The sequence below is a fragment of the Sediminibacterium sp. genome (assembly GCF_030695065.1).
GTDB lineage: Bacteria > Bacteroidota > Bacteroidia > Chitinophagales > Chitinophagaceae > Sediminibacterium.
Window position 1 is genome coordinate 154,087 of the sequence record NZ_JAUYTR010000009.1, and the last position, 25,368, is coordinate 179,454.

Annotated in this window: 26 protein-coding genes and 1 tRNA gene; 12 read left to right on the forward strand and 15 right to left on the reverse strand. The window is 37.2% G+C overall.

All coding sequences use genetic code 11. The features are described from left to right. Nucleotides 1–134: 134 nt before the first annotated feature. The 3 genes from Q8S25_RS02950 to Q8S25_RS02960 are packed head-to-tail and all read right to left on the reverse strand — an operon-like array spanning nt 135 to nt 2,588. On the reverse strand, nt 135–1,622 hold the full coding sequence (locus Q8S25_RS02950) for a hypothetical protein (RefSeq protein WP_305534704.1): 1,488 nt from the start codon (nt 1,620–1,622) through the stop codon (nt 135–137). Beyond that, nucleotides 1,622–2,146 carry a T9SS type A sorting domain-containing protein gene (locus tag Q8S25_RS02955; protein ID WP_305534706.1) on the reverse strand — a complete coding sequence of 175 codons (525 nt, stop codon included), beginning with the start codon at nt 2,144–2,146 and terminating at the stop codon, nt 1,622–1,624. The genes Q8S25_RS02950 and Q8S25_RS02955 overlap by 1 nt, the downstream gene beginning before the upstream one ends. Further along, on the reverse strand, nt 2,127–2,588 hold the full coding sequence (locus Q8S25_RS02960) for a hypothetical protein (protein WP_305534708.1): 462 nt from the start codon (nt 2,586–2,588) through the stop codon (nt 2,127–2,129). The genes Q8S25_RS02955 and Q8S25_RS02960 overlap by 20 nt, the downstream gene beginning before the upstream one ends. A gap of 355 nt (nt 2,589–2,943) precedes the next feature. Between Q8S25_RS02960 and Q8S25_RS02965 the strand changes: the two genes are divergently transcribed. After that, complete coding sequence (locus tag Q8S25_RS02965; protein WP_305534710.1) at nt 2,944–5,160, forward strand: DUF4954 family protein; 2,217 nt, start codon at nt 2,944–2,946, stop codon at nt 5,158–5,160. Here Q8S25_RS02965 and Q8S25_RS02970 read toward each other — a convergent pair. Further along, a complete protein-coding gene (locus Q8S25_RS02970) occupies nt 5,157–5,732 on the reverse strand; it encodes a porin family protein (protein ID WP_305534712.1) in 576 nt (191 codons plus the stop codon). The two genes, Q8S25_RS02965 and Q8S25_RS02970, sit on opposite strands and share 4 nt — an antisense overlap. A gap of 86 nt (nt 5,733–5,818) precedes the next feature. Between Q8S25_RS02970 and Q8S25_RS02975 the strand changes: the two genes are divergently transcribed. Then, on the forward strand, nt 5,819–6,094 hold the full coding sequence (locus tag Q8S25_RS02975; protein WP_305534714.1) for a TIGR03643 family protein: 276 nt from the start codon (nt 5,819–5,821) through the stop codon (nt 6,092–6,094). Here the strand turns inward: Q8S25_RS02975 and Q8S25_RS02980 are convergent. Beyond that, a complete protein-coding gene (locus Q8S25_RS02980) occupies nt 6,091–7,344 on the reverse strand; it encodes a metallophosphoesterase (RefSeq protein ID WP_305534716.1) in 1,254 nt (417 codons plus the stop codon). The two genes, Q8S25_RS02975 and Q8S25_RS02980, sit on opposite strands and share 4 nt — an antisense overlap. A gap of 114 nt (nt 7,345–7,458) precedes the next feature. Between Q8S25_RS02980 and Q8S25_RS02985 the strand changes: the two genes are divergently transcribed. From Q8S25_RS02985 to Q8S25_RS03010, 6 genes are read left to right on the forward strand one after another with little or no spacing between them, the layout of a single operon-like run. After that, the gene (locus Q8S25_RS02985; protein WP_295185783.1) at nt 7,459–8,259 is read left to right on the forward strand and encodes a ParA family protein; all 801 of its coding nucleotides are present in this window, start codon (nt 7,459–7,461) and stop codon (nt 8,257–8,259) included. Nucleotides 8,260–8,262: 3 nt separating this feature from the next. Further along, complete coding sequence (locus Q8S25_RS02990) at nt 8,263–9,186, forward strand: ParB/RepB/Spo0J family partition protein (RefSeq protein WP_305534719.1); 924 nt, start codon at nt 8,263–8,265, stop codon at nt 9,184–9,186. A 6-nt stretch (nt 9,187–9,192) separates the two neighbouring features. Further along, nucleotides 9,193–9,852 carry a DUF5683 domain-containing protein gene (locus Q8S25_RS02995; protein WP_305534721.1) on the forward strand — a complete coding sequence of 220 codons (660 nt, stop codon included), beginning with the start codon at nt 9,193–9,195 and terminating at the stop codon, nt 9,850–9,852. A 10-nt stretch (nt 9,853–9,862) separates the two neighbouring features. Beyond that, a complete protein-coding gene (locus tag Q8S25_RS03000; RefSeq protein WP_305534722.1) occupies nt 9,863–10,585 on the forward strand; it encodes a 4-hydroxy-tetrahydrodipicolinate reductase in 723 nt (240 codons plus the stop codon). 18 nt (nt 10,586–10,603) lie between these two features. Continuing rightward, nucleotides 10,604–11,014, forward strand: coding sequence for an Rrf2 family transcriptional regulator (locus Q8S25_RS03005; protein ID WP_305534724.1), 411 nt, complete (start codon nt 10,604–10,606; stop codon nt 11,012–11,014). 22 nt (nt 11,015–11,036) lie between these two features. Then, complete coding sequence (locus tag Q8S25_RS03010) at nt 11,037–11,765, forward strand: DUF3575 domain-containing protein (RefSeq protein ID WP_305534726.1); 729 nt, start codon at nt 11,037–11,039, stop codon at nt 11,763–11,765. A 14-nt stretch (nt 11,766–11,779) separates the two neighbouring features. On the opposite strand, the gene Q8S25_RS03015 is transcribed toward Q8S25_RS03010, so the two are convergent. Beyond that, nucleotides 11,780–12,730 carry an NAD-dependent epimerase/dehydratase family protein gene (locus Q8S25_RS03015; RefSeq protein ID WP_305534728.1) on the reverse strand — a complete coding sequence of 317 codons (951 nt, stop codon included), beginning with the start codon at nt 12,728–12,730 and terminating at the stop codon, nt 11,780–11,782. Nucleotides 12,731–12,851: 121 nt separating this feature from the next. Between Q8S25_RS03015 and kdsA the strand changes: the two genes are divergently transcribed. After that, complete coding sequence (kdsA, locus tag Q8S25_RS03020; RefSeq protein ID WP_305534730.1) at nt 12,852–13,682, forward strand: 3-deoxy-8-phosphooctulonate synthase; 831 nt, start codon at nt 12,852–12,854, stop codon at nt 13,680–13,682. A 7-nt stretch (nt 13,683–13,689) separates the two neighbouring features. Then, the gene (locus Q8S25_RS03025; RefSeq protein ID WP_305534733.1) at nt 13,690–14,349 is read left to right on the forward strand and encodes a DUF4197 domain-containing protein; all 660 of its coding nucleotides are present in this window, start codon (nt 13,690–13,692) and stop codon (nt 14,347–14,349) included. Here Q8S25_RS03025 and Q8S25_RS03030 read toward each other — a convergent pair. The 4 genes from Q8S25_RS03030 to Q8S25_RS03045 form a co-directional block, all read right to left on the reverse strand. Next, nucleotides 14,346–15,839 carry a PAS domain S-box protein gene (locus tag Q8S25_RS03030; RefSeq protein WP_305534735.1) on the reverse strand — a complete coding sequence of 498 codons (1,494 nt, stop codon included), beginning with the start codon at nt 15,837–15,839 and terminating at the stop codon, nt 14,346–14,348. The genes Q8S25_RS03025 and Q8S25_RS03030 overlap by 4 nt on opposite strands. 205 nt (nt 15,840–16,044) lie before the next feature. Next, nucleotides 16,045–17,454 (reverse strand): dihydrolipoyl dehydrogenase, encoded by a 1,410-nt coding sequence (gene lpdA, locus Q8S25_RS03035; RefSeq protein WP_305534737.1) that lies wholly within the window; start codon nt 17,452–17,454, stop codon nt 16,045–16,047. 59 nt (nt 17,455–17,513) lie between these two features. Then, nucleotides 17,514–18,335: an S-adenosyl-l-methionine hydroxide adenosyltransferase family protein gene (locus Q8S25_RS03040; protein ID WP_305534738.1), complete on the reverse strand. Its 822-nt coding sequence runs from the start codon at nt 18,333–18,335 to the stop codon at nt 17,514–17,516. A 30-nt stretch (nt 18,336–18,365) separates the two neighbouring features. Next, complete coding sequence (locus Q8S25_RS03045; protein ID WP_305534740.1) at nt 18,366–19,172, reverse strand: SDR family oxidoreductase; 807 nt, start codon at nt 19,170–19,172, stop codon at nt 18,366–18,368. 151 nt (nt 19,173–19,323) lie between these two features. Between Q8S25_RS03045 and Q8S25_RS03050 the strand changes: the two genes are divergently transcribed. Beyond that, nucleotides 19,324–19,396: transfer RNA gene (locus Q8S25_RS03050), tRNA-Lys, on the forward strand. Between the two features lie 257 nt (nt 19,397–19,653). On the opposite strand, the gene Q8S25_RS03055 is transcribed toward Q8S25_RS03050, so the two are convergent. From Q8S25_RS03055 to Q8S25_RS03070, 4 genes are read right to left on the reverse strand one after another with little or no spacing between them, the layout of a single operon-like run. Continuing rightward, a complete protein-coding gene (locus tag Q8S25_RS03055; protein ID WP_305534742.1) occupies nt 19,654–20,277 on the reverse strand; it encodes a pyridoxamine 5'-phosphate oxidase family protein in 624 nt (207 codons plus the stop codon). 33 nt (nt 20,278–20,310) lie between these two features. Continuing rightward, on the reverse strand, nt 20,311–22,569 hold the full coding sequence (locus tag Q8S25_RS03060) for a xanthine dehydrogenase family protein molybdopterin-binding subunit (RefSeq protein ID WP_305534744.1): 2,259 nt from the start codon (nt 22,567–22,569) through the stop codon (nt 20,311–20,313). Between the two features lie 10 nt (nt 22,570–22,579). Further along, nucleotides 22,580–23,050 (reverse strand): (2Fe-2S)-binding protein, encoded by a 471-nt coding sequence (locus Q8S25_RS03065; protein ID WP_305534746.1) that lies wholly within the window; start codon nt 23,048–23,050, stop codon nt 22,580–22,582. Nucleotides 23,051–23,072: 22 nt separating this feature from the next. Next, nucleotides 23,073–23,513 (reverse strand): nuclear transport factor 2 family protein, encoded by a 441-nt coding sequence (locus Q8S25_RS03070; protein WP_305534748.1) that lies wholly within the window; start codon nt 23,511–23,513, stop codon nt 23,073–23,075. A gap of 93 nt (nt 23,514–23,606) precedes the next feature. Between Q8S25_RS03070 and Q8S25_RS03075 the strand changes: the two genes are divergently transcribed. Beyond that, nucleotides 23,607–24,557 (forward strand): helix-turn-helix domain-containing protein, encoded by a 951-nt coding sequence (locus Q8S25_RS03075; protein WP_371131571.1) that lies wholly within the window; start codon nt 23,607–23,609, stop codon nt 24,555–24,557. A gap of 18 nt (nt 24,558–24,575) precedes the next feature. Here the strand turns inward: Q8S25_RS03075 and Q8S25_RS03080 are convergent, their stop codons facing one another. Continuing rightward, the gene (locus tag Q8S25_RS03080; RefSeq protein ID WP_305534750.1) at nt 24,576–25,337 is read right to left on the reverse strand and encodes a DUF3050 domain-containing protein; all 762 of its coding nucleotides are present in this window, start codon (nt 25,335–25,337) and stop codon (nt 24,576–24,578) included. Nucleotides 25,338–25,368 lie beyond the last annotated feature (31 nt).

Sequence of the window (25,368 nt, forward strand, 5' to 3'; positions counted from 1 at the left end):
AATGGAAAGGACTTGATGAATCAAGAACCTCCCGATTTTTTCCTACGAAAACAACTAATTCTTATACCGATATCTAGGGGGTCAATTTAAAATGGCGAAAGGGGGTCAGTTTGCTCTGGCGAACAGGGGTCACTTTACGCTGGTATTAGGGGATCAATTTGACTGGATTTTCCACCCTTATCTCCTTTTGCACCATCTAATCCTTTATCTCCCTTTTCTCCTTTATCGCCCGTTAATCCTTTCTCTCCTTGAATTCCTTGTGCACCAGTATCTCCTTTATCACCCTTAACTCCAGCAACACCTTGATCCCCCTTATCTCCTTTATCTCCTTTAGCACCGTCAACTCCATTGGTACCATTTGCACCTGCAACTCCTTGTTCTCCTTTATCTCCCTTTTCTCCTTTTTCTCCTTTAGCACCATCAACTCCATTTGTACCTGCGGCACCTTGATCACCTTTCACACCTTGTGCTCCAGTTTCTCCTTTGTCTCCTTTAACTCCGGCAACTCCTTGATCTCCCTTATCTCCTTTTTCTCCTTTTGCACCATCTAATCCTTTGTCTCCCTTTTCTCCTTTTTCTCCTCTAGCACCATCAACTCCATTGATACCATTTGCACCTGCAACTCCTTGATCTCCTTTATCGCCCTTTTCTCCTTTATCTCCTTTAGCACCGTCAACTCCATTGGTACCATTTGCACCTGCAACTCCTTGATCTCCTTTATCTCCCTTATCTCCTTTTGCACCATCTAATCCTTTATCTCCCTTATCACCTTTTGCACCATCTAATCCTTTGTCTCCCTTATCTCCCTTGTCACCTTTTAAACCTTGCGCCCCTGCATCACCCTTGTCACCCTTAGGACCCTGTGCTCCTTCCGCACCTGTAACGCCTATATCACCTTTATCTCCCTTTTCTCCTTTATCTCCTTTTTCACCCTTGTCTCCCTTCTCGCCTGATATTCCTGATCCTGATGAAGAACCTCCACCTAGCTGATTACCACTTGCTAGAACTATACTTGATCTAATAGATCTCAGCATTTCCGCGGTATCGGTGATATTTAACTTAGTATCAATTCTTTTATTTAAACTTTCTGCATCAGATTTTAGCATGTATGGTTTCAACATAGCAGCCGTATCTGTATAATTCATTTTTAATTCAAGCCCGCTTACATTACCAGCATAATTTGCAAATGGCACAGAGAGGAACTGAGATGTTCCCATGTTAATGTACTGCTGTTCTGGCACCCAACCTGCTGTTGGATTTGTTGGAGCAACAGCGGCCTTAATATTTAAGAAAAAGGGACCATTGGCCCAATCAATTAAACTATATGAACTTACACCTGAATTTCTTTGACCCTGTCCAATAACAATAGTAAACAAACCATCACCAGAAGTTTTCACTTCATAGGTTTCCGCATAAACCGTATTTCCATTGGCAGAACCTTGTAATATGGTGGTCTTTACATGTACCGTTCGCTTGGATGCTGGAACACCTGCTGCATCTAATGCTACTGCCTGAAATAAAATCCCCTTGGGAACACCTGCTTTCTGCGCCTTCAATGCAGGAGCCCCTATTAAAATAGAGGCAATTAACAAGCTCAAGATGGCAATGATTCTACTAAACATTATTTGGTATTTTTAATGAATTTGATACTTTGAAGTCTCGCGGTTGAACTAAGTAGCGAAACGATATAATTACCTTGAAGCAGATTCGAAACTGGAATTCTTGCCCCACTAATTAATGAACTAAAATCAGTTTTAACAATCTGAACTACCTTACCTGTAAAATCAGTTACGTGAAGGAAGTATTGTTCGTTAGTGGCTAAATTTTGAGAATTAAGCACTTTCACATTTAAATAGTCAGTCACTGGAATAGGATAAGCCAGCACTTGTAAATCAAGCTTCTGTGTTTCAGGACAGGTGAGTGTAAAATTACCTGGCTTGGAATTAAAGAGTACTTTAAGCCCATTAGAAACCTCCAGACACTTTTCACTTTCAATGATGGCAGGGGCGCTATGGATCATTTCAGTTGATCCCATATTTCCAAAGCCGCCAATCACAAACTTTCCTGTTATCTGTGCAGATGCACCAACAGATAAGATTGTACTGATGAAAAAGAAAATGAATATTTTATTTACCCGTAGTAACATAAGTCAACTGAATTACTTTACCTTGATAGGTGTATTTAAGTTTTAAAATGCTACCGTTGCTTTCTTCTATGATATAGCTCTGTATCACTTCTACTCCAGAAATAAGATTGATATAAGATGTAGATAAAGTTTGGGGATTAGGCACATCCCATTTTCCTACAACACCATCGCTGTCCTTAAATGATCCCCCTTGATAAAAAGTTATCATATAAGTATTTGCACCAATAGAGCTTACAAAAGAAAGATTTGACTCTAAAGAACCATCAACCTTTACTTCAGTTAGTCTCCAGATAGTCGGATTGTTGGCTGCTCCTACGATTGTTGCTTTTGCTATTGCAATAGGATCAGCTTCAATATCCTTACTACAGCTTGCTAAAAAAAACGAGCAAATAATTAGAAGCTTAAATAATATTCGGCCATGAACAGTCGTTAATAATTTCATACATCTGATTTAATGAGCACAAATTTGTTCGACTGGACAAGGGTAATATATGCCTAAGATTAGGGAGAACGGTTTTTTCAAAAACCTATAAAAAAGATAAGTAATTCATTATCAATTATTTACAAAGCCCAATTGTTTTTAATTATCAATCTAGAGCTTTGGGCTAATTAGTCACGAATTCAAAAAATACCAACCTGTTTGTATTACAAACAAATCTAATATTCCCAAAAAGGGAATGCCATCTGTTGGTATTTAGCGTATTCGGTATATGGTATTTAGTAAATATTTCACAGCAATTGTATATTTGGTAATAACTGTAAACGAACGAACATTCGTTGTATTAGAATAATGAAATATGGCCCAAAATAATATTACCAAGACCCCCCTTGAAGCATTAGGTTACGGATTCATTAAAGACCACCATATTCCAAAGGGAAAGGATGAATATTATCTGCGCAACATGCAGATGCGCAACGGTATACATTACCGAACCCTCACTGCTTATGAAATTGAACAGTTGGTTCGCAATGGAAATACAACCGACAACTGGAATCATATTCTAGTTTCAGATTCCTTTAACCCTGACCTAGTAAAGAATTGTAAGTTTCATGGCTTGGTTAGAATTGGAAAATTAGAACCCCTTTGTTTAGGGTTTAGCGATTTAAAAACACCAGTAGGCCTATACAACTCTACCATTATCAGTTGCGATTTTGGAGATAATGTAGTCATCAACAATGTAAACTATCTTTCTCATTATATAATCGGTAGCGAAGCCATTATTACCAACGTAAACGAATTGGTAACTACCAATCATTCTAAGTTTGGAAACGGTATTATTAAAGCCGATGAAAAAGAAGAAGTCAGAATTTGGTTAGAATTGTGCAATGAAAATACGGGACGAAAAGTATTGCCTTTTGATGGCATGCTGCCAGGTGACGCTTTTTTATGGAGTCGCTTTAGAGACGACATGGTTTTGCAATCTAAACTAGTGGAGTTTACTGAAAAAAAATTCAACAATAAAAGAGGTTATTACGGCAAAGTGGGTGATAGAACAGTGATTAAGAATTGTAATATCATTAAAGATGTGTGGGTTGGTTCCGACGCTTATTTTAAAGGGGCTAACAAATTAAAAAACTTAACTGTTAATTCTGGCCCAGAAGGCAGAACACAAATTGGTGAAGGTTGCGAAATGGTGAATGGTACCATTGGGCTCGGCTGTAGAATTTTCTACGGAGTAAAAGCGGTGCGCTTTATCATGGCCGATCATTCCCAATTAAAATATGGTGCTCGATTAATCAACTCTTACTTAGGTCAAAACGCCACCATTTCTTGTTGTGAAGTTTTGAACTCTTTAATTTTTCCTGCCCACGAACAACACCACAATAATTCTTTTTTATGTGCTGCCTTGGTGATGGGTCAAAGCAATATTGCTGCAGGTGCAACAATAGGATCTAACCATAATAGCAGAAGTGCAGATGGTGAAATCATTATGGGGCGTGGATTTTGGCCGGGTCTATGTGTTAGTTTAAAACACAATTCCGTCTTTGCTTCTTTTACCATGATTAACAAAGGAGACTACCCTGCAGAATTAAATATCACCATCCCCTTCTGTTTAATCAGCAACGATACAAAGAACGACCAGCTAACTATAATGCCGGCTTATTGGTTTTTGTATAATATGTATGCATTAGCCCGAAATGCATGGAAATATGCGCACAGAGACAAACGTTTTGATAAAACACAAGAACTCGAATACAATTATTTAGCACCCGATAGCATCAATGAAATTTTTACTGCTTTAGAGAAATTAGAATTATATACTGGTAAAGCTTATTTACGTTCCGAAAAAAAGGCAGATACAGACGTTGAAGAAGCTATCTCTGTTGGTAAACTTTTATTAAAGAGCAACAATAAATTAGTTGATAGTTTATCAATCACTGCCGAAGATATTGAAAACAGTAAAAGGAAAACTGTACTAGTTAAAGTAAGACAAGCTTATAAAGTTTTTGAAGACGTCTTATTATTTTATGGGGTGAAAGAATTGATTGGCTTTATTAAAACCAATGGGCCTAGCAATTTAGCTGAACTGCGCAAACAATTGCCCAGCAAGCTTTCTAGAGACAAGTGGATTAACCTAGGTGGCCAATTAATGCCTGAAGCAGATTTAACTGAACTCCGCAAAAAAATTAATGCTGGCAAAATAAAAGGCTGGGATGATTTGCATGCACAATATGCAGTTAAGGGAAAATTATATGCTTCGCAAAAATGTATGCATGGCTTGTCAACTTTAAAAGAAATCACCAACCTACCACTTAATAAATTAGACGAACACCAGTTGAGTTATTTGCTCAACAGTGCGGTTGCTACTATGGAATGGATCACCAAAGGCATTCACGATTCTAGAGCCAAAGATTACAGCAATCCTTTTAGAAAAATGGTTTATGAAAGCTTTGCCGAAATGAATGAAGTAGTAGGCAAGTTAGAAGACAACAGTTTCATTAAAGAACAAATAATGGAACTGAAATCTTTCAAAAAAGAAATCAGTTCCTTAAAAAAGCAATTGGGGGTTTAGAATTTTAATCCAACTCCCAACTGAACTTGTTGATTGGTCCATTTTTGTTGGTCTGAGAAATCATTGATATTCTGCAAACCAATATTATAACGACCATATACTCTTAGTACTTTTAAATTTACCTGAGCACCCAATACCATTGAGAAGTCACCAGATTTAAATGCTTGCTGGCCGTTTTGCAACAAGTTTTCGTTTTTGTTAATCAACACGCCAAATTGAGGACCAGCCACAAAACTCAATAGTCCTATTGGGCTATAGCGCAATAATACAGGCACCATTAAGTAATCCAATTTTACATTGGTAGGCAAAGTAGAATAAATGGCATCAATAGTAGTACCGCGCTTAGTAGAAGTTTGGCTCCAAATTACTTCGGGCTGTATACCCCAGCGTTTGCTGAAATCGTATTCTACAAAAGCACCAGCATGGTAAGAAAAATCAAATCCTTGGTCGAAAGATTGTCCATCAATCTTATTTAGGTTTGCTCCCGCTTTTACACCTAATCTAAAACCCTTTTGGGCATTCACTGTTGTTCCAGCTATTAATAAAGCTGCAAATAAAAAAATCGTACGCATAACACTTGGTTTAGTTAATCTATTCAATACTTATGCCATAGACGATTTTAATTGAACTAATGTTACACATGAAATGTTAAAAGAACATGACAACGCTAGAAGAAAAAGACAGAGACCGCATCATTGAAATGGCCTGGGAAGACCGAACTCCCTTTGAAGCCATCCAATTTCAGTTTGGTTTATCCGAAAAAGAAGTGATTGAATTCATGCGACTCAACAGCAAAGCATCCAGCTTTAAAATGTGGCGCAAACGCATGAATGGAAGAACTACTAAGCACCAGAACCTGCGCGAAAAAGGAATCAATCGTTTTAAATGCTCTATGCAACGATCCATTTCTATGAATAAAATAGCAAAGCGTTAAGCCTTGGTAAACTCAATCACTGTAATCTCTGGCATGATGCCTACCCTACCAGGATAACCTATAAATCCAAACCCGCGATTCACATACAATTTTTGGTTTCCATCTTCGTATAAACCAGCCCATTGCTTATACATCCACTTAACGGGGCTCCATTTAAAATAAGGGTTCTCTAATCCAAATTGCATACCATGGGTATGGCCTGCAAACATAATATCGATGTCTTTATAAGTTGTTTTTACTTGCGCATCCCAATGACTGGGATCATGGCTTAACAACATTTTAAAAGGAACCTGCTCAGTACCTATTACTGCCTGTTCCATTTTCCCATATTTGGGAAACCTTCCTTTTGCACCCCAATTTTCTATACCAAGTACTGCAATTTGCTCACCGGCTTTTTCAATAATCCGATTTTCATTCATCAATATATCCCAGCCCATTTCTTTGTGTAGGTTGATTAAAGCCGCTAAGTTATCCTTCTTGGCCGCTGTATTGGGCCACTGTACATAATCTCCATAGTCATGGTTACCCAAAGTACTATAAACCCCTAATGGTGCTTTTAAACGTGCAAAAGATGCTTTGAGAGGCTCCATTTCAGTAGCCCGATCATTCACTAAGTCTCCAGTAAAAAAAATGATATCGGGGTTTTGCTTTAAAATTAAATCAATCCCTTTGTTTACTGCACTAAGGTCCTGTAAGCTTCCGCTGTGGACATCACTAATTTGAACCAGCTTTAATCCATCAAAAGCCTTGGGCAAATTGGCAAATTGCAACTGAATTTTCTTAACCTGGTAATTATATTTATTTCTAAAACCAAAAAGCATGGTCCCAAATAAAGTAGACCCCAATCCCAATCCAATCCAGCTTAAAAATACCGACCTCGACACCATTTGCCCATCGCCCAACATTTGCCCCCCGGTACTCCTATACACTTTACTGATGGCCCACCATCCGGTGCGCCTAATATCGTCTACCAAAAAAATGGTAGCTGCAATTAACTTGGCAATGAATAATCCGGCCAAAATAGCAAAAACATAATTTCGGAATAGCTTAGACTGCTGCAATGCCGGCACAAATGGGAATGCCAATAAGGAAAAAATGGTTAGTACCGAAATGAGCCAAAACCCCACATGAATATACATTCTAACCCGCTCAGACAAGGGCTGGGTAACTGTTTTAATGGCCTGGTAAACATAAAAATCGAGCAAAACCATGATGGCTGCTATAAAAAACAAAGTTCCGGTACTGCGCATATATTGATATAAAATGTAAAGATAACTCCCCTACCTTAACAGCTATTGCATAATATTGTTTGAGAGCTGTTACCGAAGCCGTATTTTTGGCAACCGAGAAAAGGAATAGCAATTATGGCAAGAATTATTGGCGTAGCCAATCAGAAAGGCGGAGTAGGTAAAACCACCACTGCAATTAACGTAGCAGCTAGTTTGGCTGTATTAGAATACAAAACCTTGTTGGTTGATGCAGACCCCCAAGCAAACAGTACTACAGGCGTAGGTTTTGACTTACACAATATTACCAATAGTCTATACGACTGTATGGTAAACAATGTTACTGCCAACGAAGTCATTTTAAAAAGTGATGTACCTAATTTAGATTTGATTCCTTCTCATATAGATTTAGTAGGTGCTGAAATTGAAATGATCAATTATCCCAATAGAGAAAATGTAATGAAAGGGATATTAGACGCAGTAAGAGATCGATACGATTTCATTATCATAGACTGCTCTCCTTCTTTGGGTTTAATTACTGTAAATTCATTGGTTGCATCAGATAGTGTAATTGTTCCAGTGCAATGTGAATTTTTTGCATTAGAAGGATTGGGCAAATTATTGAATACCATTAAAATTGTGCAGAACAGATTAAACCCTGCTTTACAAATTGAAGGTATTTTAATGACCATGTACGATGGTCGCTTGCGTTTATGCAATCAAGTTGTAAGCGAAGTAAGGCGCCATTTTGACGATATGGTTTTTGCTACCATTATCCATAGAAATACCCGTTTAAGCGAAGCCCCAAGTGTGGGTAAACCTGTTATTTTATATGATGCGGAAAGCAAGGGTGCAGTAAACTACTTAAATCTTTCTAAAGAGATTCTGCAGAATAACGGGATGACAAAAATTTCTAATCAAGATAGAATTATTGAATAATTTATGAGTACGCCAAAACAAAATAAAGACCTTATAGGTAAAGGATTAAGGTCCTTATTGCAAAATATAGATCAAGACCTTAAAAATACCAGTGGAAGTTTAAAGAATGAAATAGTTGAGCAAGTAACTACCAGTTCAAGAATTCCATTAGCCGATATTCAAATTAATCCGAAGAACCCAAGAAGAGATTTTGATGAACAGGCATTACAGGAGTTGTCTACTTCTATAAAACTGCACGATATTATTCAACCACTTACGGTAAGTAAATTACCCAATGGCAAATACCAATTAATTGCAGGAGAAAGAAGATTTAGGGCATCTAAATTGGCTGGCTTAAAAGATGTTCCTGCTTATATAAGACAGGCCAACGATCAACAATTACTAGAACTGGCTTTATTAGAAAATATTCAACGCGAAAACCTGAATGCCATAGAAATGGCGCTTAGTTTTAAACGCATGATGGAAGAGCTGAACTATACCCAAGAACAAGTAGCAGAAAGAATGGGTAAAGAAAGAAGTACGGTTACCAACTATATCCGTTTATTAAAACTACCACCAGATATTCAAGCAGCAGTTCGCAATAATTCCATCAGCATGGGGCATGCAAGGGCGTTGGTAAATATTGACACCATTGATAAGCAGCTCTATGTATTTAAAGAAATACAGCAAAAACAACTGAGTGTAAGACAAACTGAAGAGCTCGTAAGAAAATTGTACAAAGGCGAGAAGTCGGTTGCGGGTTCAACTGCCATTAAAAACGACCTTCCTCCGGCTTACCAAAAGATTCAAGACAACCTTGCATCACATTTTGGCACAAAAGTTAATATGACGCATAACAAAAAGGGCTATGGTAGTATCTCTATAGAGTATTACTCATTAGATGAGTTAAATAAGATTTTGGATTTAATGAATATAACCGTGGGTTAAACTGGCATGTTCAAAAAAGTATTATTGTTTTTTGTTGTCGTATTTTTTTTAGGGGCTTCGGCCCACGCACAATCAACTACAGATAGTGCAGCAGTAAACCCTTTGCCTACTTTAACAGAAAAGGAATTAGCCAAAATAAAAAAGAAGGAAAAAGATTCTTCTTGGATGTCCAACCATATTCCACAACGTGCTACCAGAAGGTCTGCAATGATTCCTGGCTGGGGTCAGGCATATAATAGAGAATATTGGAAGATCCCATTGGTATATGGGGTATTGGCCATACCAGCCATCACTTATTTTTACAACACTTCTTTTTATAACAAAACAAAATTTGCCTACGAAGCTCGTTTTAAAGAACAAAATGGAGACAGTTCAGATGTTGCTTCTATAGATCCAGAACTAACCGGGTTAAGCATAGGTTCTCTACAGAATTACCGAAACTCGTTTAGAAGAGACAGAGATTACTCTATTCTCTGGTTTATTTTAGCCTGGGGTCTGCAAGTGGTAGACGCTACTGTTTTTGGGCATTTACGCCATTTTGATGTGAGCAACAACTTGAGTATGCAAATTCACCCACAATTAAATCCACAAACTAGAACACCTGCACTAACTTTGTCTTTTAGTATAAAAGAGAAAAACAAAAAGCCATTACTCATTGCCAGATAAAATAACCTGTATGAAAATAGCATTAATTGGATACGGCAAAATGGGTAAAGCCATTGAAGCAATTGCATTGGAACAACACCATGAGATTGTTTTAAGAATAGACATTAACAATGCTGCTGATTTTACTGCAGAAAAAATGGCTATGGCAGATGTGGCCATAGAATTTACTGGCCCGAATAGTGCAGTAGATAATATACTGAAATGTTTATCATATGGTATTCCAGTTGTGAGTGGTTCAACTGGATGGTTAGATCAATGGGAAAAGGTAGCCAACTATTGTGCTGAAATAAATGGCACATTCATTTATTCTAGCAATTACAGCATAGGAGTTAACTTATTTTTTGAAGTAAATAAGTTTTTGGCAGGGTTAATGGAGCAGTATCCTACTTATGATGTTTTGCTTAAAGAAATTCATCATACGCAGAAAAAAGATGCACCCAGTGGAACAGCCATTACTTTGGCTGAACAAGTGTTGCATGCCTTAAGTAGAAAAACGAGTTGGACCAATGACGCTGTTACACCCAACAGCAATCTATTGGAGATTCAATCTGAAAGAATAGACCCAGCACCGGGCACCCATCATGTAAAATATACTTCTGCTATTGATGATATAGAAATCATCCACACGGCACACAATAGAACCGGATTTGCTGGAGGTGCTGTTACTGCGGCACAGTTTGCTATAGGTAAGAAAGGAATATATACCATGAAAGAGGTATTAGGATTACCATAATTTGTAATATCTTAGCAAATGCTTTCGAAGAAAACTCAATATGCATTTAAAGCACTGACTTATATGGCAGAGCAAAAGCAGGTTGGACCTTTCTTGATTGCAGATATATCAGAAAAAAAGAAAATCCCCCTTAAGTTTCTTGAATCGATATTACTTGAATTAAAAAAAGCTGGAATATTAAATAGCAAAAAAGGCAAAGGGGGAGGTTATTATTTTAATGCCGACCCAGCTAGTGTAAGTTTAGCTTCTATAATGCGTTTGATTGAAGGCCCTATTGCCTTATTACCTTGTGTGAGTTTAAATTTTTATGAGAAGTGTGGAGACTGTAACGAAAAAAAATGTGGTCTTAACAAAATCATGGCTAAAGTAAGAGACAAAACCTTAGGTATTCTAGAAAACCAAACTATAGCAGACTTAGTAACTCAATAAATTAACCAATCAAACTACACCAATGAAAAAATTACTTTTTTTAACAATGTTACTGCCCTTTTTAAATGCGGATGCGCAAAAATTAATTGGCGGTAAAAATATTATCAAATGGAATGTAGGTTCCATGGCTGCTAGAAATTTTCATGTTACTTATGAAAGAAGTTTAACAAAGAATATTTCTTTCTCATTGAGTTATAGAACCATGAGCAAAGGAGCACTTCCATTTAAAGACCAATTTAAAGAAGCCATCAATAGCAATGATATTAACTTAGATAATTTTCAAATTGGCAATACTGCCATTACGCCTGAATTGCGTATTTATTTAAGTTTGGGTAGAATGAAAGGATTTTACCTAGCGCCTTATGTACGATTTGCTACATTTGATATAGGTGCTCCTATTAAGTATACTGCTTCAACCTCTCCATTAATTGAAAAAGAAGCAGTATTCAATGGTAAAATAAAAAGTACCAGTGCTGGTTTAATGATTGGATACCAGTTCCAAATTGCTACCAAAATTGTATTAGACTTTCAAATCATTGGTGGTCACTATGGAACAAGTAAAGGAGACTTAAATTTTGCTTCTGCCTTAAATCCATTTGAAGAACAAGAATTGCGTAAAAACTTAAATGAAATAGATGCAAAGCCTTTTAAATTCACTTCTACAGTTAACGCATCAGGTGCACAAATAGTATCAGATGGACCTTGGGCTGGAATTAGAGGATTGAATCTTGGTTTAGGAATCAGATTCTAAAAACAAAACCTGCGCTATTTGCGCAGGTTTTCTAACATATCTTTCGTCATTAAAGACAAATCGTATTGGGGCTTCCAGCCCCAATCTTTATTAGCGACAGTATCGTCTATACTTTGAGGCCAGCTGTCGGCAATTTGTTGTCTTGAATCTGGTTTATACGACATAGTAAAATCTGGAATATGCTCCTGAATGCTCGCCCCAATTTCTTTAGGAGAAAAGCTCATGCCCGAAACATTATACGATGTTCTCACAGAAATTTGATTGGCAGGTGCATTCATTAATTCTAATGTTGCGCGAATGGCATCTGGCATATACATCATGGGCAAGTAAGTATGCTCAGACAAAAAGCAGTTGTATTTTTTTTGTTCTAAAGCTTCCGTATAAATTTCAACCGCATAATCGGTAGTGCCACCACCAGGCGCAGATTTATAACTGATTAATCCAGGGTAACGAATACTTCTTACATCTACCCCGTATCTATTAAAATAATAATTGCACCAGAACTCTCCTGCATACTTACTAATTCCGTAAACAGTAGTAGGTTCTATAACCGTTTGTTGAGGGCATAATTGCTTGGGAGAAGTAGGGCCAAATACGGCAATACTACTTGGCCAATAAACTTTATGGAGTTTTTCTTCGCGGGCAATATCCAATACATTTAACAAGCCCTGCATATTTAAATGCCAAGCTAAATTTGGGTTCTTCTCTCCTGTTGCAGAAAGTATAGCAGCCAATAAATATATCTGGGTTATATTTTGTCTAATAACTTGTACGTGCAACATTTCTTTATTCATCACATCCATACTCACATAGGGGCCAGTTCCTTTTAGCAAAGGATTCTCTTCTCGCAAATCGGATGCAACTACATTATTATTACCGTATTGTTTTCGTAAAGCAAGCGTAAGCTCCACCCCAATTTGACCAGACGCACCTATTACCAAAATTTTATCTTTCCTAGCAGGCATAGCAATTTGTTTAGGCAGCAAAGAAACGAAAAAATGAATGACAAAAGGTTGAGCCAATCTAATTTAGGATAGCCTTAATAGTTTACTTTTGTTTTATCTAATCAAGTACAAATTTTATTATATGTTGCCTACTTTTTTGCAAGACTTATTTAAAAATCAGCAATACAACCCCGAATCTTTTTTTTTAATTGCAGGACCATGTGTAGTTGAATCAGAAGAAATAGTAATGGAGATTGCCGATACGGTAAGTACCACTTGTAAACAATTGGGCATTCCTTACGTATTTAAAGCCAGCTATAGAAAAGCCAATAGAACCAGCGCCAATTCTTTTACTGGAATTGGAGATGAGAATGGATTGTCTTTAATAAAAAAAGTAGGGGAAAAATATGGCCTTCCTACTACTTCAGATATACACGCGCACGAAGAAGCTGCTATGGCAGCCCCTTTCATTGATATTTTACAAATACCTGCATTTTTGTGCAGACAAACCGACTTATTAGAAGCAGCAGCCATTACAGGTAAAATTGTAAACGTTAAAAAAGGACAATTCTTAAGTGGTGCTTCAATGAAATTTGCAGTAGAAAAAATTCAAAAAGCGGGAAATGAACAAATACTTTTAACAGAAAGAGGCAATACATTTGGCTACCAAGACTTAGTAGTAGACTACAGAAATATTCCCATCATGCAATCGCATGGAACACCTGTGGTAATGGATTGTACGCACTCATTACAACAACCCAATCAAACCAGCGGCGTTACTGGTGGTAACCCTGCAATGATTGGAACTATTGCAAAAGCTGCAATAGCAACAGGTGCTATGGGATTATTTATTGAAACCCATCCCAATCCGGCTGTGGCTAAAAGCGACGGAGCCAATATGCTGGCATTGAATTTGCTACCTGGTCTATTAGCGCAATTAGTAAAGTTGCGAGAAACAGTAGTTAAACTTTAGAAAGCACATGAAAAAAATATTATTCATCTTGTTGTTTACAACAGGAACCTTACCGTTGTTTTCGCAAGCGAACAATGAAATAGCCAATGCACTTAAACAAGCATTAACCATTGGCGCAGAAAAAGGAGCCGCCGAATTAGCAAAACCAGATGGTTTTTTCAAAAATGCCGCACTAAAAATATTGTTGCCGCCAGAAGCCCAAAAAATTGAATCTACTTTAAGGTCTGTTGGAATGGGCAAGCAAGTAGACGAAGCCATTTTAAGTATCAATAGGGCTGCAGAAGATGCATGCAAAACAGCTGCACCCATTTTTGTGTCGGCCATTAAAGATTTAACAGTAACAGATGCGGTAAATATTTTAAAAGGAAATGATACCGCAGCAACGAGCTATCTAAAAGGCACAACCACTACCCCATTAACCAGCGCATTTAAACCAATTATAGAAGCATCCCTACAAAAAACAGATGCTACCAAACATTGGGCTACACTGGTTTCGGCCTATAATAAATTTAGTTTTAGAAAATTGAATCCCTCTTTAAGTGACTATGTAACACAAAAAGCATTGGATGGAATTTATACACAAATTGCTTCTGAAGAAAAAAGTATTAGACAAAACCCTGCTGCAAGGGCCACCGATTTATTAAAAAAAGTGTTTGGAACTAATTAACCGTTAGAGAAAATTCCGTCTAAATTATTGGTCTTTTTAACAATGCTTCTGATTTGCATGTCTAACTCGTTGGCACTTTCAATTAGGTGATCAAAAATTTCTTTGTTGTGAACAGAGTTGCTGCTATTGAGCACTTCAATTACACCCAAAATATTTGCTAATGGACGTCTTACTTCGTGCGATTGTATAAACGCAATATCTCTTAAGACTTTGTTTTGGGTTTTCATTTTTTCTTGCACTGCAACATCGTCGGTAATATTACGGTTGGTGCCAATTAAACGAATTGGTTTTCCTTCGGCATTTTTTTGAACAATGGCATGCGCCTCTATATACCTGATTTTACCATTTGGCATGGTAATTCTATACACGGTTGAATCAATAGACTTCTTGCCTTCAGACAACCTAGATAAGATTCCCTTCATCATTTCCTTATCTTCTGGATGCATGGCTTTTTTAAAGATCTTGTACGGAGGAAATGGCGTGTCTTTAGCAAAACCATATAGATCATACATTTTCTCATCCCAAAAAGTAGTGCCATCTAATAAGTCTACTTCCCATACACCAATCTGCGCAGAGTCAGTAGCCAACGAAAGCCTTTGCAAGGTTTCCTGTTGTTCTTTCTCGGCGTTCTTACGTTTAGTAATATCATTCTCAATAGACATAAAACCAATATGTCTATTTGTTTCATCAAACAATGGCTTGCAATCAATCTCTAACCAAATGGTTTTATTGCGCTTATTGCTTACTTGAACTTCTTCAACAAAAGCCAGCTTATTCTCAATTGAATATCGAATGCGTTTATTTATTTTTTCTTCTACCCCAGCTTGATCTAAATAGAAAAATATTTTTTTACCCTTTGCTTCATCTGCAGTGTATCCAATAATTCTATTAAAGCCTTCATTCACCCAAATAATATTTTCTTCTTTATCTGTTATTACCACAGCATTGGTTGTATTATGTGCAACCAGCGCCATGCGAGTAACTTCTTCTTCAGATAATTCAGCTTCCCGTATACTAGGAGTAATATGTTCAACATTTGATTGAATAGATTCAATAGCCTGCTCATCTAAATAAGCCCTGCTTTGAGACAACTCAACCGCTTTACTGTTATTGGTTTCGGTGGTGGTGATATCGTGCCCAACAGACATAATCCCCACAACATATCCCAAATCATTTTTAACAGCAGATATTTCCCAATGCGTCCAAAAAAATTCATCTCCTTCGCAAGCTTTTCTAACTGTAATAGCCACCGGTTTTTCGGGATGACGTATACATTCTTTAGCTGCTTCATTACAAGCTTTTACATCTTCGGCATATACCGTATCTGCAAAATGGTTATTCGTAAGTGTAGTAGAAATATGTGCAAACTTGTGTTGGAACAATGGGTTCACATACAAGAACCTTCCTGTTAAGTCGGTAACGACTACAGAAAAAATCAATGAATTCAATAATTGCTCTGGAAGCAATTGATCTACTTTCAATAGACTCATAGGTTTGTACGGTTGCGCTGATTTATAGTTAAGGGGTCACTAGTCAGCAGGATTACAAGTACAAGATACCAAGTATTCTGCATAAAATATATAAAAAACAATAAATACCAACCAGTTGGTAGAAGCCCCTATGCAATAAAAAATCCCAGCTAAATGCTTAGCTGGGACTGTTTATTATTTAATTAAAGCCGCTAGGTTAAATGGCTTATATATCTATTGCTTCGCCGTAAGCCGCTGCGGTAGCTTCTTTTAATCCTTCACTCATAGTTGGGTGAGGGTGAACCGCATTTAAGATTTCGTGGGCAGTGGTTTCAAGCTTACGAGCAACAACTGCTTCCGCAATCATTTCAGTTACATTGGTACCAATCATATGACAACCTAAGAACTCACCATATTTGGCATCGTAAATAACTTTTACAAAACCTTCAGTTGCTCCAGCAGCACTGGCTTTACCGCTTGCCATGAATGGGAACTTACCAACTTTTATTTCGTATCCTGCTTCTTTAGCTGCTTTTTCTGTGTAACCTACACTAGCTATTTCAGGAATACAATAAGTACATCCAGGGATATTGTTGTAATCCATGGCTTCAGGTAAATGATGGAACTTCTTTTCGGTATATCCAATATGCTCAGCCGCATTTATTCCTTCTTTAGCTGCAACGTGCGCCAAAGCTTGGCCTGGAGAACAATCTCCAATGGCATAAATTCCGGGAACAGAAGTTTGCTGAAACTTATCTACAATAATTTTTCCTTTTTCGGTTTTGATGCCGTTTTCTTCTAAGCCAATATTCTCAATATTTGCAATTACACCAACCGCACTTAAAACTACATCTGCTTCTAATACTACAATTGAACCATCTTGCTTCTTTACGGTTGCTTTAACACCTGCACCAGCAGTATCTAAAGATTCCACAGATGCATTGGTCATGATTTCAATGCCTTGCTTTTTGTATTGCTTTTCTAATTCTTTAGAAATATCTTCATCTTCAACAGGAACAATTCTAGGCATGAATTCTACTATGGTAACTTTCGTGCCCATGCTATTGTATACATAAGCAAACTCAACACCAATTGCACCACTACCAACTACTATCATAGATTTTGGTTGCTCAGGCAATACCATTGCTTCGCGGTAACCAATTACTTTTTTACCATCTTGAGGTAAATTAGGTAAAGCGCGGCTTCTACCACCAGTTGCAATAACAATATGCTTGCCTTCTACAACTTGTTTGCTTCCATCTGCTGCGGTTACTTCAATTTGGCCTTTGGCTTTTATTTTACCATAGCCCATGATTACATCAATCTTGTTCTTTTTCATAAGAAATTGAACACCCTTGCTCATTTTGTCGGCAACGCCACGACTTCTTTTTACTACTGCACCAAAATCGTGTTGAACGCCTGTAGCGTTAATTCCGTAGTTGGCACTATGTTTCATATAGTCGTATACTTGAGCACTCTTAATAAGCGCTTTAGTAGGTATACAACCCCAGTTCAAACAAACTCCACCTAAACTTTCTTTTTCAATGATGGCCACTTTAAATCCTAGCTGAGAAGCACGGATTGCTGCGGGGTATCCACCAGGACCACTTCCCAGAACAATTACATCATACGCCATGGTAACAGTATTAATTAAAATTGATAAATAATGGTTTTGCGGATGCGAAAATACTATGTTTATTCAAAGAATATGCGAATGGTCTGGTAAAACCATTTATTTCCATTAGAAACACCCGATTGTTGCATATGTTCATTGTACCCTTGTAAGCCAAATAACCCAGCCATATTGCCATTTCTTAGCGCAATTTCAAGGTATCCAGCCGAATTAAACCAGGCAATTTTTCCATGTTCTGCAACAGAAGCATAGTTATCACTAATTTTTTCAATCATTTCGTTGCGCTTGAACATGATTTTAAAGCGCCTGCCTTTGCCATGTTCTTCAAAATCTTTTTGGGTAATATTGATCACTACATTCTCAAAATTGTCTATAAACAAGATTTGGCCTTCAATCCAATTTTCACCAACAGTGGGTTTTAAAGGATATTTCTCTACCATTTCTTGCGTAACTGTTCCTGCAGCGGTTACCCTACCCTGCTTAAATATATTGCTAACAGCAGCCACTAAATCGGCTGTAATGGTTAACAAACCTGTATTCGGTGTAACTGGCACCCGAATAATTTGAGCCGGCTTAACCCCTGTAATCATCGTGATTAATCCATTGTCGGCACAAATAATATTTTGACCATTCCAATGTGCTATCAAAAAATGATTGGTTTCAGACTCAAAAACGTTTACCAATACCAAATGAAAAGTGCCCGTGGGATAAAATTGGAAGGCGTTACCGCAGATATAAGCTGCTAAAGGAAGATTGGTTTGAGATAAATAATGCGAAATATCTGCAATATTGAGGTCTGGAATCGATTGCAAAAACTGCCCCTTGATGGCACCAACAATAAAGTCTCGTTGGCCAATATCGGAACTCAGGGTCAGTATAGGCATGCTAGTATGCTAACGAAAAACCCTATTGGATTATTTTACCAGCTCCCCGTTTTTATAGAAAAACTTTCTAACCAATTTATCGGTTAATGAAGGAAAAAATTTATTCATAAAAACCGTACGCTTCCCTGTAAAAGTGAGTACCAATGTGCGCTTTCTTTTTGCAATGGCTTTGGCAATATGTTGGGCACATTCTTCTGCAGGCATCATTTTATCTTCTGCCATTTTAGTTTCACCATTGGGTTTACCCGCTTTATCTAAAGCTGCATTACGAATATTGGAAGTAGTAAAGCCAGGACAAACCCACATAACATTCGTACCAGAATCTAATAATTCGGTTCTTAAACTTTCTAACCATCCATTCATGGCATATTTAGATGCAGAATAACCACTTCGACCAGGAAGGCCTCTGTAGCCTGCTATAGAAGAGACTCCTACTATGGATCCTTTGTTCTTTAAAATAAATGGCAATGCCAGTTTAGTGCAGTAAACAGTTCCCCAGAAATTGATATCCATTACTTTTCTAATGGCATCAAATTCTACTTCTTCCACTTCTGAGCGCATAGAAACACCCGCATTGTTAATTAAAATATCAATGGTGCCAAACTGCTTAACTGCTAATTGAATAAAATTGATGCAATCTTGTTCTTTGCTCACATCAGCAGTATGAATCACTAATGGTTTACCAGAATAGGCAGATTGTAGCTGGTATAACTTATCATAGTTTCTACCACAGGTAGCCACTTTAGCGCCTGATTCTATAAATAAGGATACCAATGCTTTTCCAATTCCTTCAGACCCACCGGTGATTACAACCACTTTATTCTTGAACTCGAACATGATTTAATTGTTTATATACATCAAATTTACATTAAAGAAAACCTTAACAGCAGAATAAAAAATCTAAAAAATATCAATAAAAATTTGGCTGAAGTTTTATTTATCTTATTTTTGCAACCCAAATTAAAGATAACGGCAACGAAATCTTTAAGATTCTGTAGCTCAGTTGGTAGAGCAATACACTTTTAATGTATGGGTCCTGGGTTCGAGTCCCAGCGGGATCACAAAGCTCCGAAGAAATTCGGAGCTTTTTTTATGCATGCATGTGAGCGGAAGAAATCGTAATGCAAGAGTGAAAGCGAGACAAGCTTGCTTGATTGAGCTTGAACGAATTGCATTACAACGAGCGAAGCGAGTACTTCCACTCAAGAGATTAAACTAAAAAAAGCCACTGAAAATTTTACAGAGATTTGGGTAAGGTCAATGCGGTGGGAAGTCGGCGTAGCGCAGTGGAGCCGACAATCCCAGCGGGGAGAAAATTCTATGGCACCATCCACTTATACACTCCACTCATATAATCAAAGTATGCCCTTCTGTGACCTGCATGATTCAACCACAACCAATCTATTGATTCAACCTGTATATCAACAATACCAAAGTGTTGTTGCCCACATTCACTTTCTTCTAAAGTAAATTTTTCTTGCTCAATGTCTTCTGACAAACCACTCGTAGGGATATCAGAAAAACTAGAAGGAGGATATAGGGTCAAATAACATCTTCTACTAGACAACGAAGTCTTTTGCCATGCTTCTAAAGTAATTTCATCATTAAAATGCAGTATTGCTTTTCCTTTAACCCGAAGTTGAATACGGGCTGAAACATCATAAAATAATGCACTAATGGAATTATTTAACGATAATTCTTCCCATTTTCTACTTCTAATATCGGTATGAAAACGCAATTCCCTTTCTAAGGGCAAGGCTTTCCGCAAGACTACCGTACGCATACTCAGTTCTCCTTTGCTTATGCTTCCAACACAAGGAGTATGAAAAGCATCTCTACTTTTAATTGCGCCATTGACCAGTCGGTTCCAGCAATCTTTTTCTAGTTCATCTAAATTGAAGCTGACTTGATTAATCACTACAGTTTCTTTCGACTCCATCATAAACTTTCAACAAATTATATTATTGAAAGTTGACTATACTTTTATTTTACCCAACTCCTTTAAATACGGCTGATTGTACAAACGCTTCCCCGTGGCTTTATACAAGGCATTGGCCAACGCAGCAAATACTGGAGGAAATGGCGGCTCACCCAAACCAGTTGGATCAATATTATTTTGAACAAAATGCACATCAATCTTCTTGGGTGCTTCTCTATGTCTAATAATTCTGTATTGATTTAAATTCTTTTGCTGTGAAGTTCCTTTATCAAAAATCAACTCGCCATACAATGCATTACCAATTCCATCAACCACTGATCCTTCCACCATATTCTTAGCTCCTTCAGGATTCACCACAAAACCACAATCCAATGCAGATACTACTTTCTCTACAACAGGCTGACCATTCTTCATAGTTACATCTACCACATGTGCAGCATAAGATGCATGACAGAAATAAGCAGCTACCCCACGCTTGGCATTTTTAGAAGCAGCAGCCCCCCAATTTGATTTTTCCTTCAATAATTCCAACACGCCAATATATCGGTCTGCATCGTAGTCATTGTTTTTACCAACTGGATTGGATTTTGCTTTTTTCAATAACTCTATGCGAAATTCCAAAGGATCTTTACCTACTGTTTCTGCTAACTCATCTAAAAAAGATTGTTCCGCACTCGCATTAAAATTAGAACGAGGTGCCCTATATGCACCAATAGTAATATTAGAAGGCAACTCCCAACTCTCCGCTAAATAATTAGCAAAAACACCTGCAGGAAAACGATTCTCATGTAATGGACTTTCTGGGAAACCTCCACCAATTACATGCAAAGCAGTTATATTATTATTTTCGTCAATCGCTGCTTTATAAGTCATGATATAAGTAGGTCTATAAATACCATTCGTTAAATCATCTTCTCTTGTATAAATTAATTTAACAGGCGCTTTTACTTTCTTAGAAATATGTCCTGCTTCCACAATATAGTGTCCATATGCTCTGCGCCCGAAACCACCACCCATTCTAGCCAGTTTCATTTCAATTTGCTCAGGCTTAATATCCAAATTGGCAACAATATTTTGTTTTATCATTTCAGGAATCTGAATAGGTGCTACAAAAAATGCTTTCGCATCGGTTATATGTGCAACACAACTAATTGGCTCCATTGGATTATGTGCTAAAAATGGAGCTGTATAAGTGCGTTCCAAAACTTTCTTTGCACTTTTAAATGCAGTTTCAGGGTCTCCATCTTTTCTTGCTACACGGGTTGGTTTCTTCTGCATTTCATGCATCTGACGCAAATGCGATTCAGTACTTTCTAAACCAGCAGGAATAATTTCTTCTCTTTTGCCTCCTCTTGCCATCACCATCTCCTTCGTATCTTGAATAGGTTCCCATTGAGCAACCACTTTCTTTCTGGCATTCATTACTTCCCAGGTAGAATTTCCAACTACTGCAATCAATTTATTAAATGCCCTTGTATCAAAACCAGCTTTCGCATATCCGTCCTTGTAAACTTGAAAATCAAAAACCGCTTTAATACCTGGCATCTTCAGGGCTTCAGTTGCATCAAAAGATTTGAGTTCCATACCAAATGCAGGGGGATGAATCACCATCGCAATCAACATCCCTTCCATTTTATAATCAATGGTAAAAAGAGATTGACCGTCTACAATTTCCTTACCCACTTTATTTTTCTGCGCAGTACCTAATAAGGTAAATTCAGATGGCTTTTTCAGATTTACTTTTTCAGGTTTCGGTAGTTTAGCTGCAGCAGTTGCCAATGAACCATAATTAGCAGATCTATTCGATGCTTTGTGCATCACTACCCCTTTAGAAACAGTGAGCTCAGACACTGAAACACCCCACTCATTTGCAGCAGCTTGCATTAACATCAGTCTCGCTGTTGCACCAGCGGTTCTTAATGGCCTCCAAGCCATTGCCATGGCCCTACTACCACCAGTAAATTGACTCTTAAAACGAGGCGTATCGTAATCCCCCATTTCAACAATTACTTTACTCCAATCTGCTTCTAATTCTTCATTCACCATCATGGGAAGCGAAGTCATTACATTCGTTCCAAATTCTGGATTCGGATTAAATATTTTTACTTGATTATCTGGAGTGATTTTTATGAACCCATTTAATTCCACCCAATTTTCTTTATCCTGCGTATGAGCAATGGCTTCATTGGGAATTAAATTAGCAAACCAACTGAAACCAACCATCATTCCACCTCCAGTTAAAGAAGTAACTTTTAGGAATGAACGTCTGCTTTGATTATTCTTTGCGTTTTTCATTTACTAAAAATTATTTGTTAGATGATTTAGCTGCTTGTTGAATAGCTGCTTTGATTCTTAAATAAGTTCCACACCTGCAAATATTTCCAGTCATTGCAGATTCTATTTCTGTTTCTGTTGGATTAGGGTTGCTTTTTAACAAAGCCACTGCAGACATAATTTGACCTGTTTGACAGTAACCACACTGAGCCACATCTAATTCAAGCCAAGCTTTTTGAACCGGATGCATTTCTTTACCTGCAGAAACAATTCCCTCAATGGTAGTAATAGCTTGTGTTCCAACTGCAGATATTGGTAATTGACAAGATCTTAAGGCGCGACCATTTAAATGAATCGTACATGCGCCACAAGCCCCTACTCCGCAACCATATTTGGTACCTACTAGTTGTAAGTGATCACGCAAAACCCATAATACAGGCGTAGAAGGATCTACATCTACCTGCATGGGTTTCCCATTTACCTTCAGTTGAAACTTTGCCATAATCTAACTTTTTTAATGAATTTTATTTCAATTTTACCGGCCTTGCTAATTTAGAAAAAGTAAGCTGAGATAATAACCAATGACCATTTTCTTTTACATAAACTTCAGTAACCATAAACCCATTGATGGCATCATTCCCACCTACAACTGCCACTAAATCAATATCACTTAATAATACTGCGGTATTACCAAAAAACTTAACAGCGTTACTGTATACTTCCGCTTTTTTATACCAGATAAAACCGCCTTTTATAATATCAATTTCTCTGCCCTTTCCCCAAGTTCCACCCATATGAACAAAATCACTTTTGTCATGGAATAGAACATTGAGTGAATCTACGTTTTTATCAGACATCCACTGCCATTTTTTGGCAGAAAGTTGAATGATCTCATTGTCTGATTGAGCGGATGCAGTACCAATGCATAAAATGGCAAATGCCATTAAAATAATTTTTGTTTTCATATTACAAATCTCTTTGATTACGCTTCAATTCAAGTATAAAAATTACTGTTTTACCTACCATTTTTACTTATAATGGCGGTAAATAGTAACAACATGAAAGCAATGACTAATTTAGTTGAAGAATTTTCACTCATGGAATATATATACCCAATCAACAATATCAGCCAATATAATGCAGATAATAACCACAAAACCCTGCATCCGTTGGTAACGGTTATTGATTTCTCAAAAGCGAGTTTACGCGATTGGGGAAATGTTACCAGTATCAAATTTCAATATGGAATGTATTGCATCTACTTAAAAGATGTTAAGTGTGGAGATATGAAATATGGTCGACATCTATACGATTACCAAGCGGGGACATTGGCTTTTTTTGCACCAGGCCAAGTGATGGAAATGCAAAAACCATCAGAACCATATCAACCTTTGGGATATGGCCTTATTTTCCATGCGGATTTTTTGTTGGGCACTTCATTGGGCAAACGAATTAACGATTACCAATTCTTTGATTATGAAACCAACGAAGCGCTTCACTTATCGGAAGATGAACGGGCAATGATTATTTCATCTTTTGTAAAAATTCAGTTTGAACTAAATCAACCGATAGATAAGCACAGTAAAAAATTAATAGCAGCAAATATTGAATTGTTTTTAGACTATTGCCAACGTTTTTATGATCGCCAATTTATTACTAGAGAGAATATTAATAAAGGAATTTTAGCTCAATTTGAACAATTGTTAAAAGACTATTTTAATTCGGATCAACCTCAACGGGTTGGGATACCATCCGTTGCATACTTTGCACAAGCACTTCATTTATCAGCCAACTATTTTGGAGACCTCATTAAAAAAGAAACAGGGCAATCCGCCAAAGATTATTTACAAAATAAAACCATTGAAACAGCCAAGAAAAGAATGTTTGAAACCAATAAAAACATTAATGAAATATCAATGGAATTGGGCTTTAAATACCCACAACATTTTACGAGGCTGTTCAAACAAAAAGTAGGTGTTTCCCCATTAGAATTTAGAAATTCAAATTAATGTTTCACTAACCGCGCATTATAAACTTCGCATTATCCCATCCCACAAACGCGCTCTAATAGCCAAAGACTGAATGGAGGCAGTAGTTGCTTCAGCCCATTTTTGTTCATCATCACCACATAAAACTTCTACCATTTCAGTTGCCAACTGACCATGATGCCCTCCATCTACTTCAATATGTCTTTCAATGTAATATTTAAAAATGGACACTTTCTCTGGATGATCAGCATAAATTTTATCCAATATTTTCATAAACATATCTGGAATCAAATCTTCTCGGCCAAAAGTAAACACAGCAGCCTGCATATGTATCGGATGATTTTCAATAATGTCAAATGTGAATTGTAAAAAATCTTTTACCTCAACTGGAATGGTTGCATTATTAATAGCTTCATGAATAGATTGACCATTTTGCATTTGGGCAATCAATTCATTTATTGCAGCAGTGCTTGCACCCATTTGATGCATGGCACGCAAATACAATTCAAAATGACTGATTCTATTGCCCAATTCATCAACATCAGATTCCTCTCCAGTAACAATTTCATTTATTAAAAATCGGGTATTGGCAATACCCTTTGGCATCCAAGGCAATTGAACACAGGTTAAATTAATTTGCAAAGACTTTAATAAACTCATAAAATCCCACACGGCAAAAACATGGAACTGCGTAAAATGCTTCAACCCATTTAAATCTGTAATACTCGCATATACAGGGTGTGCCAACAAATGCTCTCGAGTACTATTCAATTCATTTTTTAACTGCTCAATACGATTCATAATTATCTAATTTTCATTCCACCTGATAACA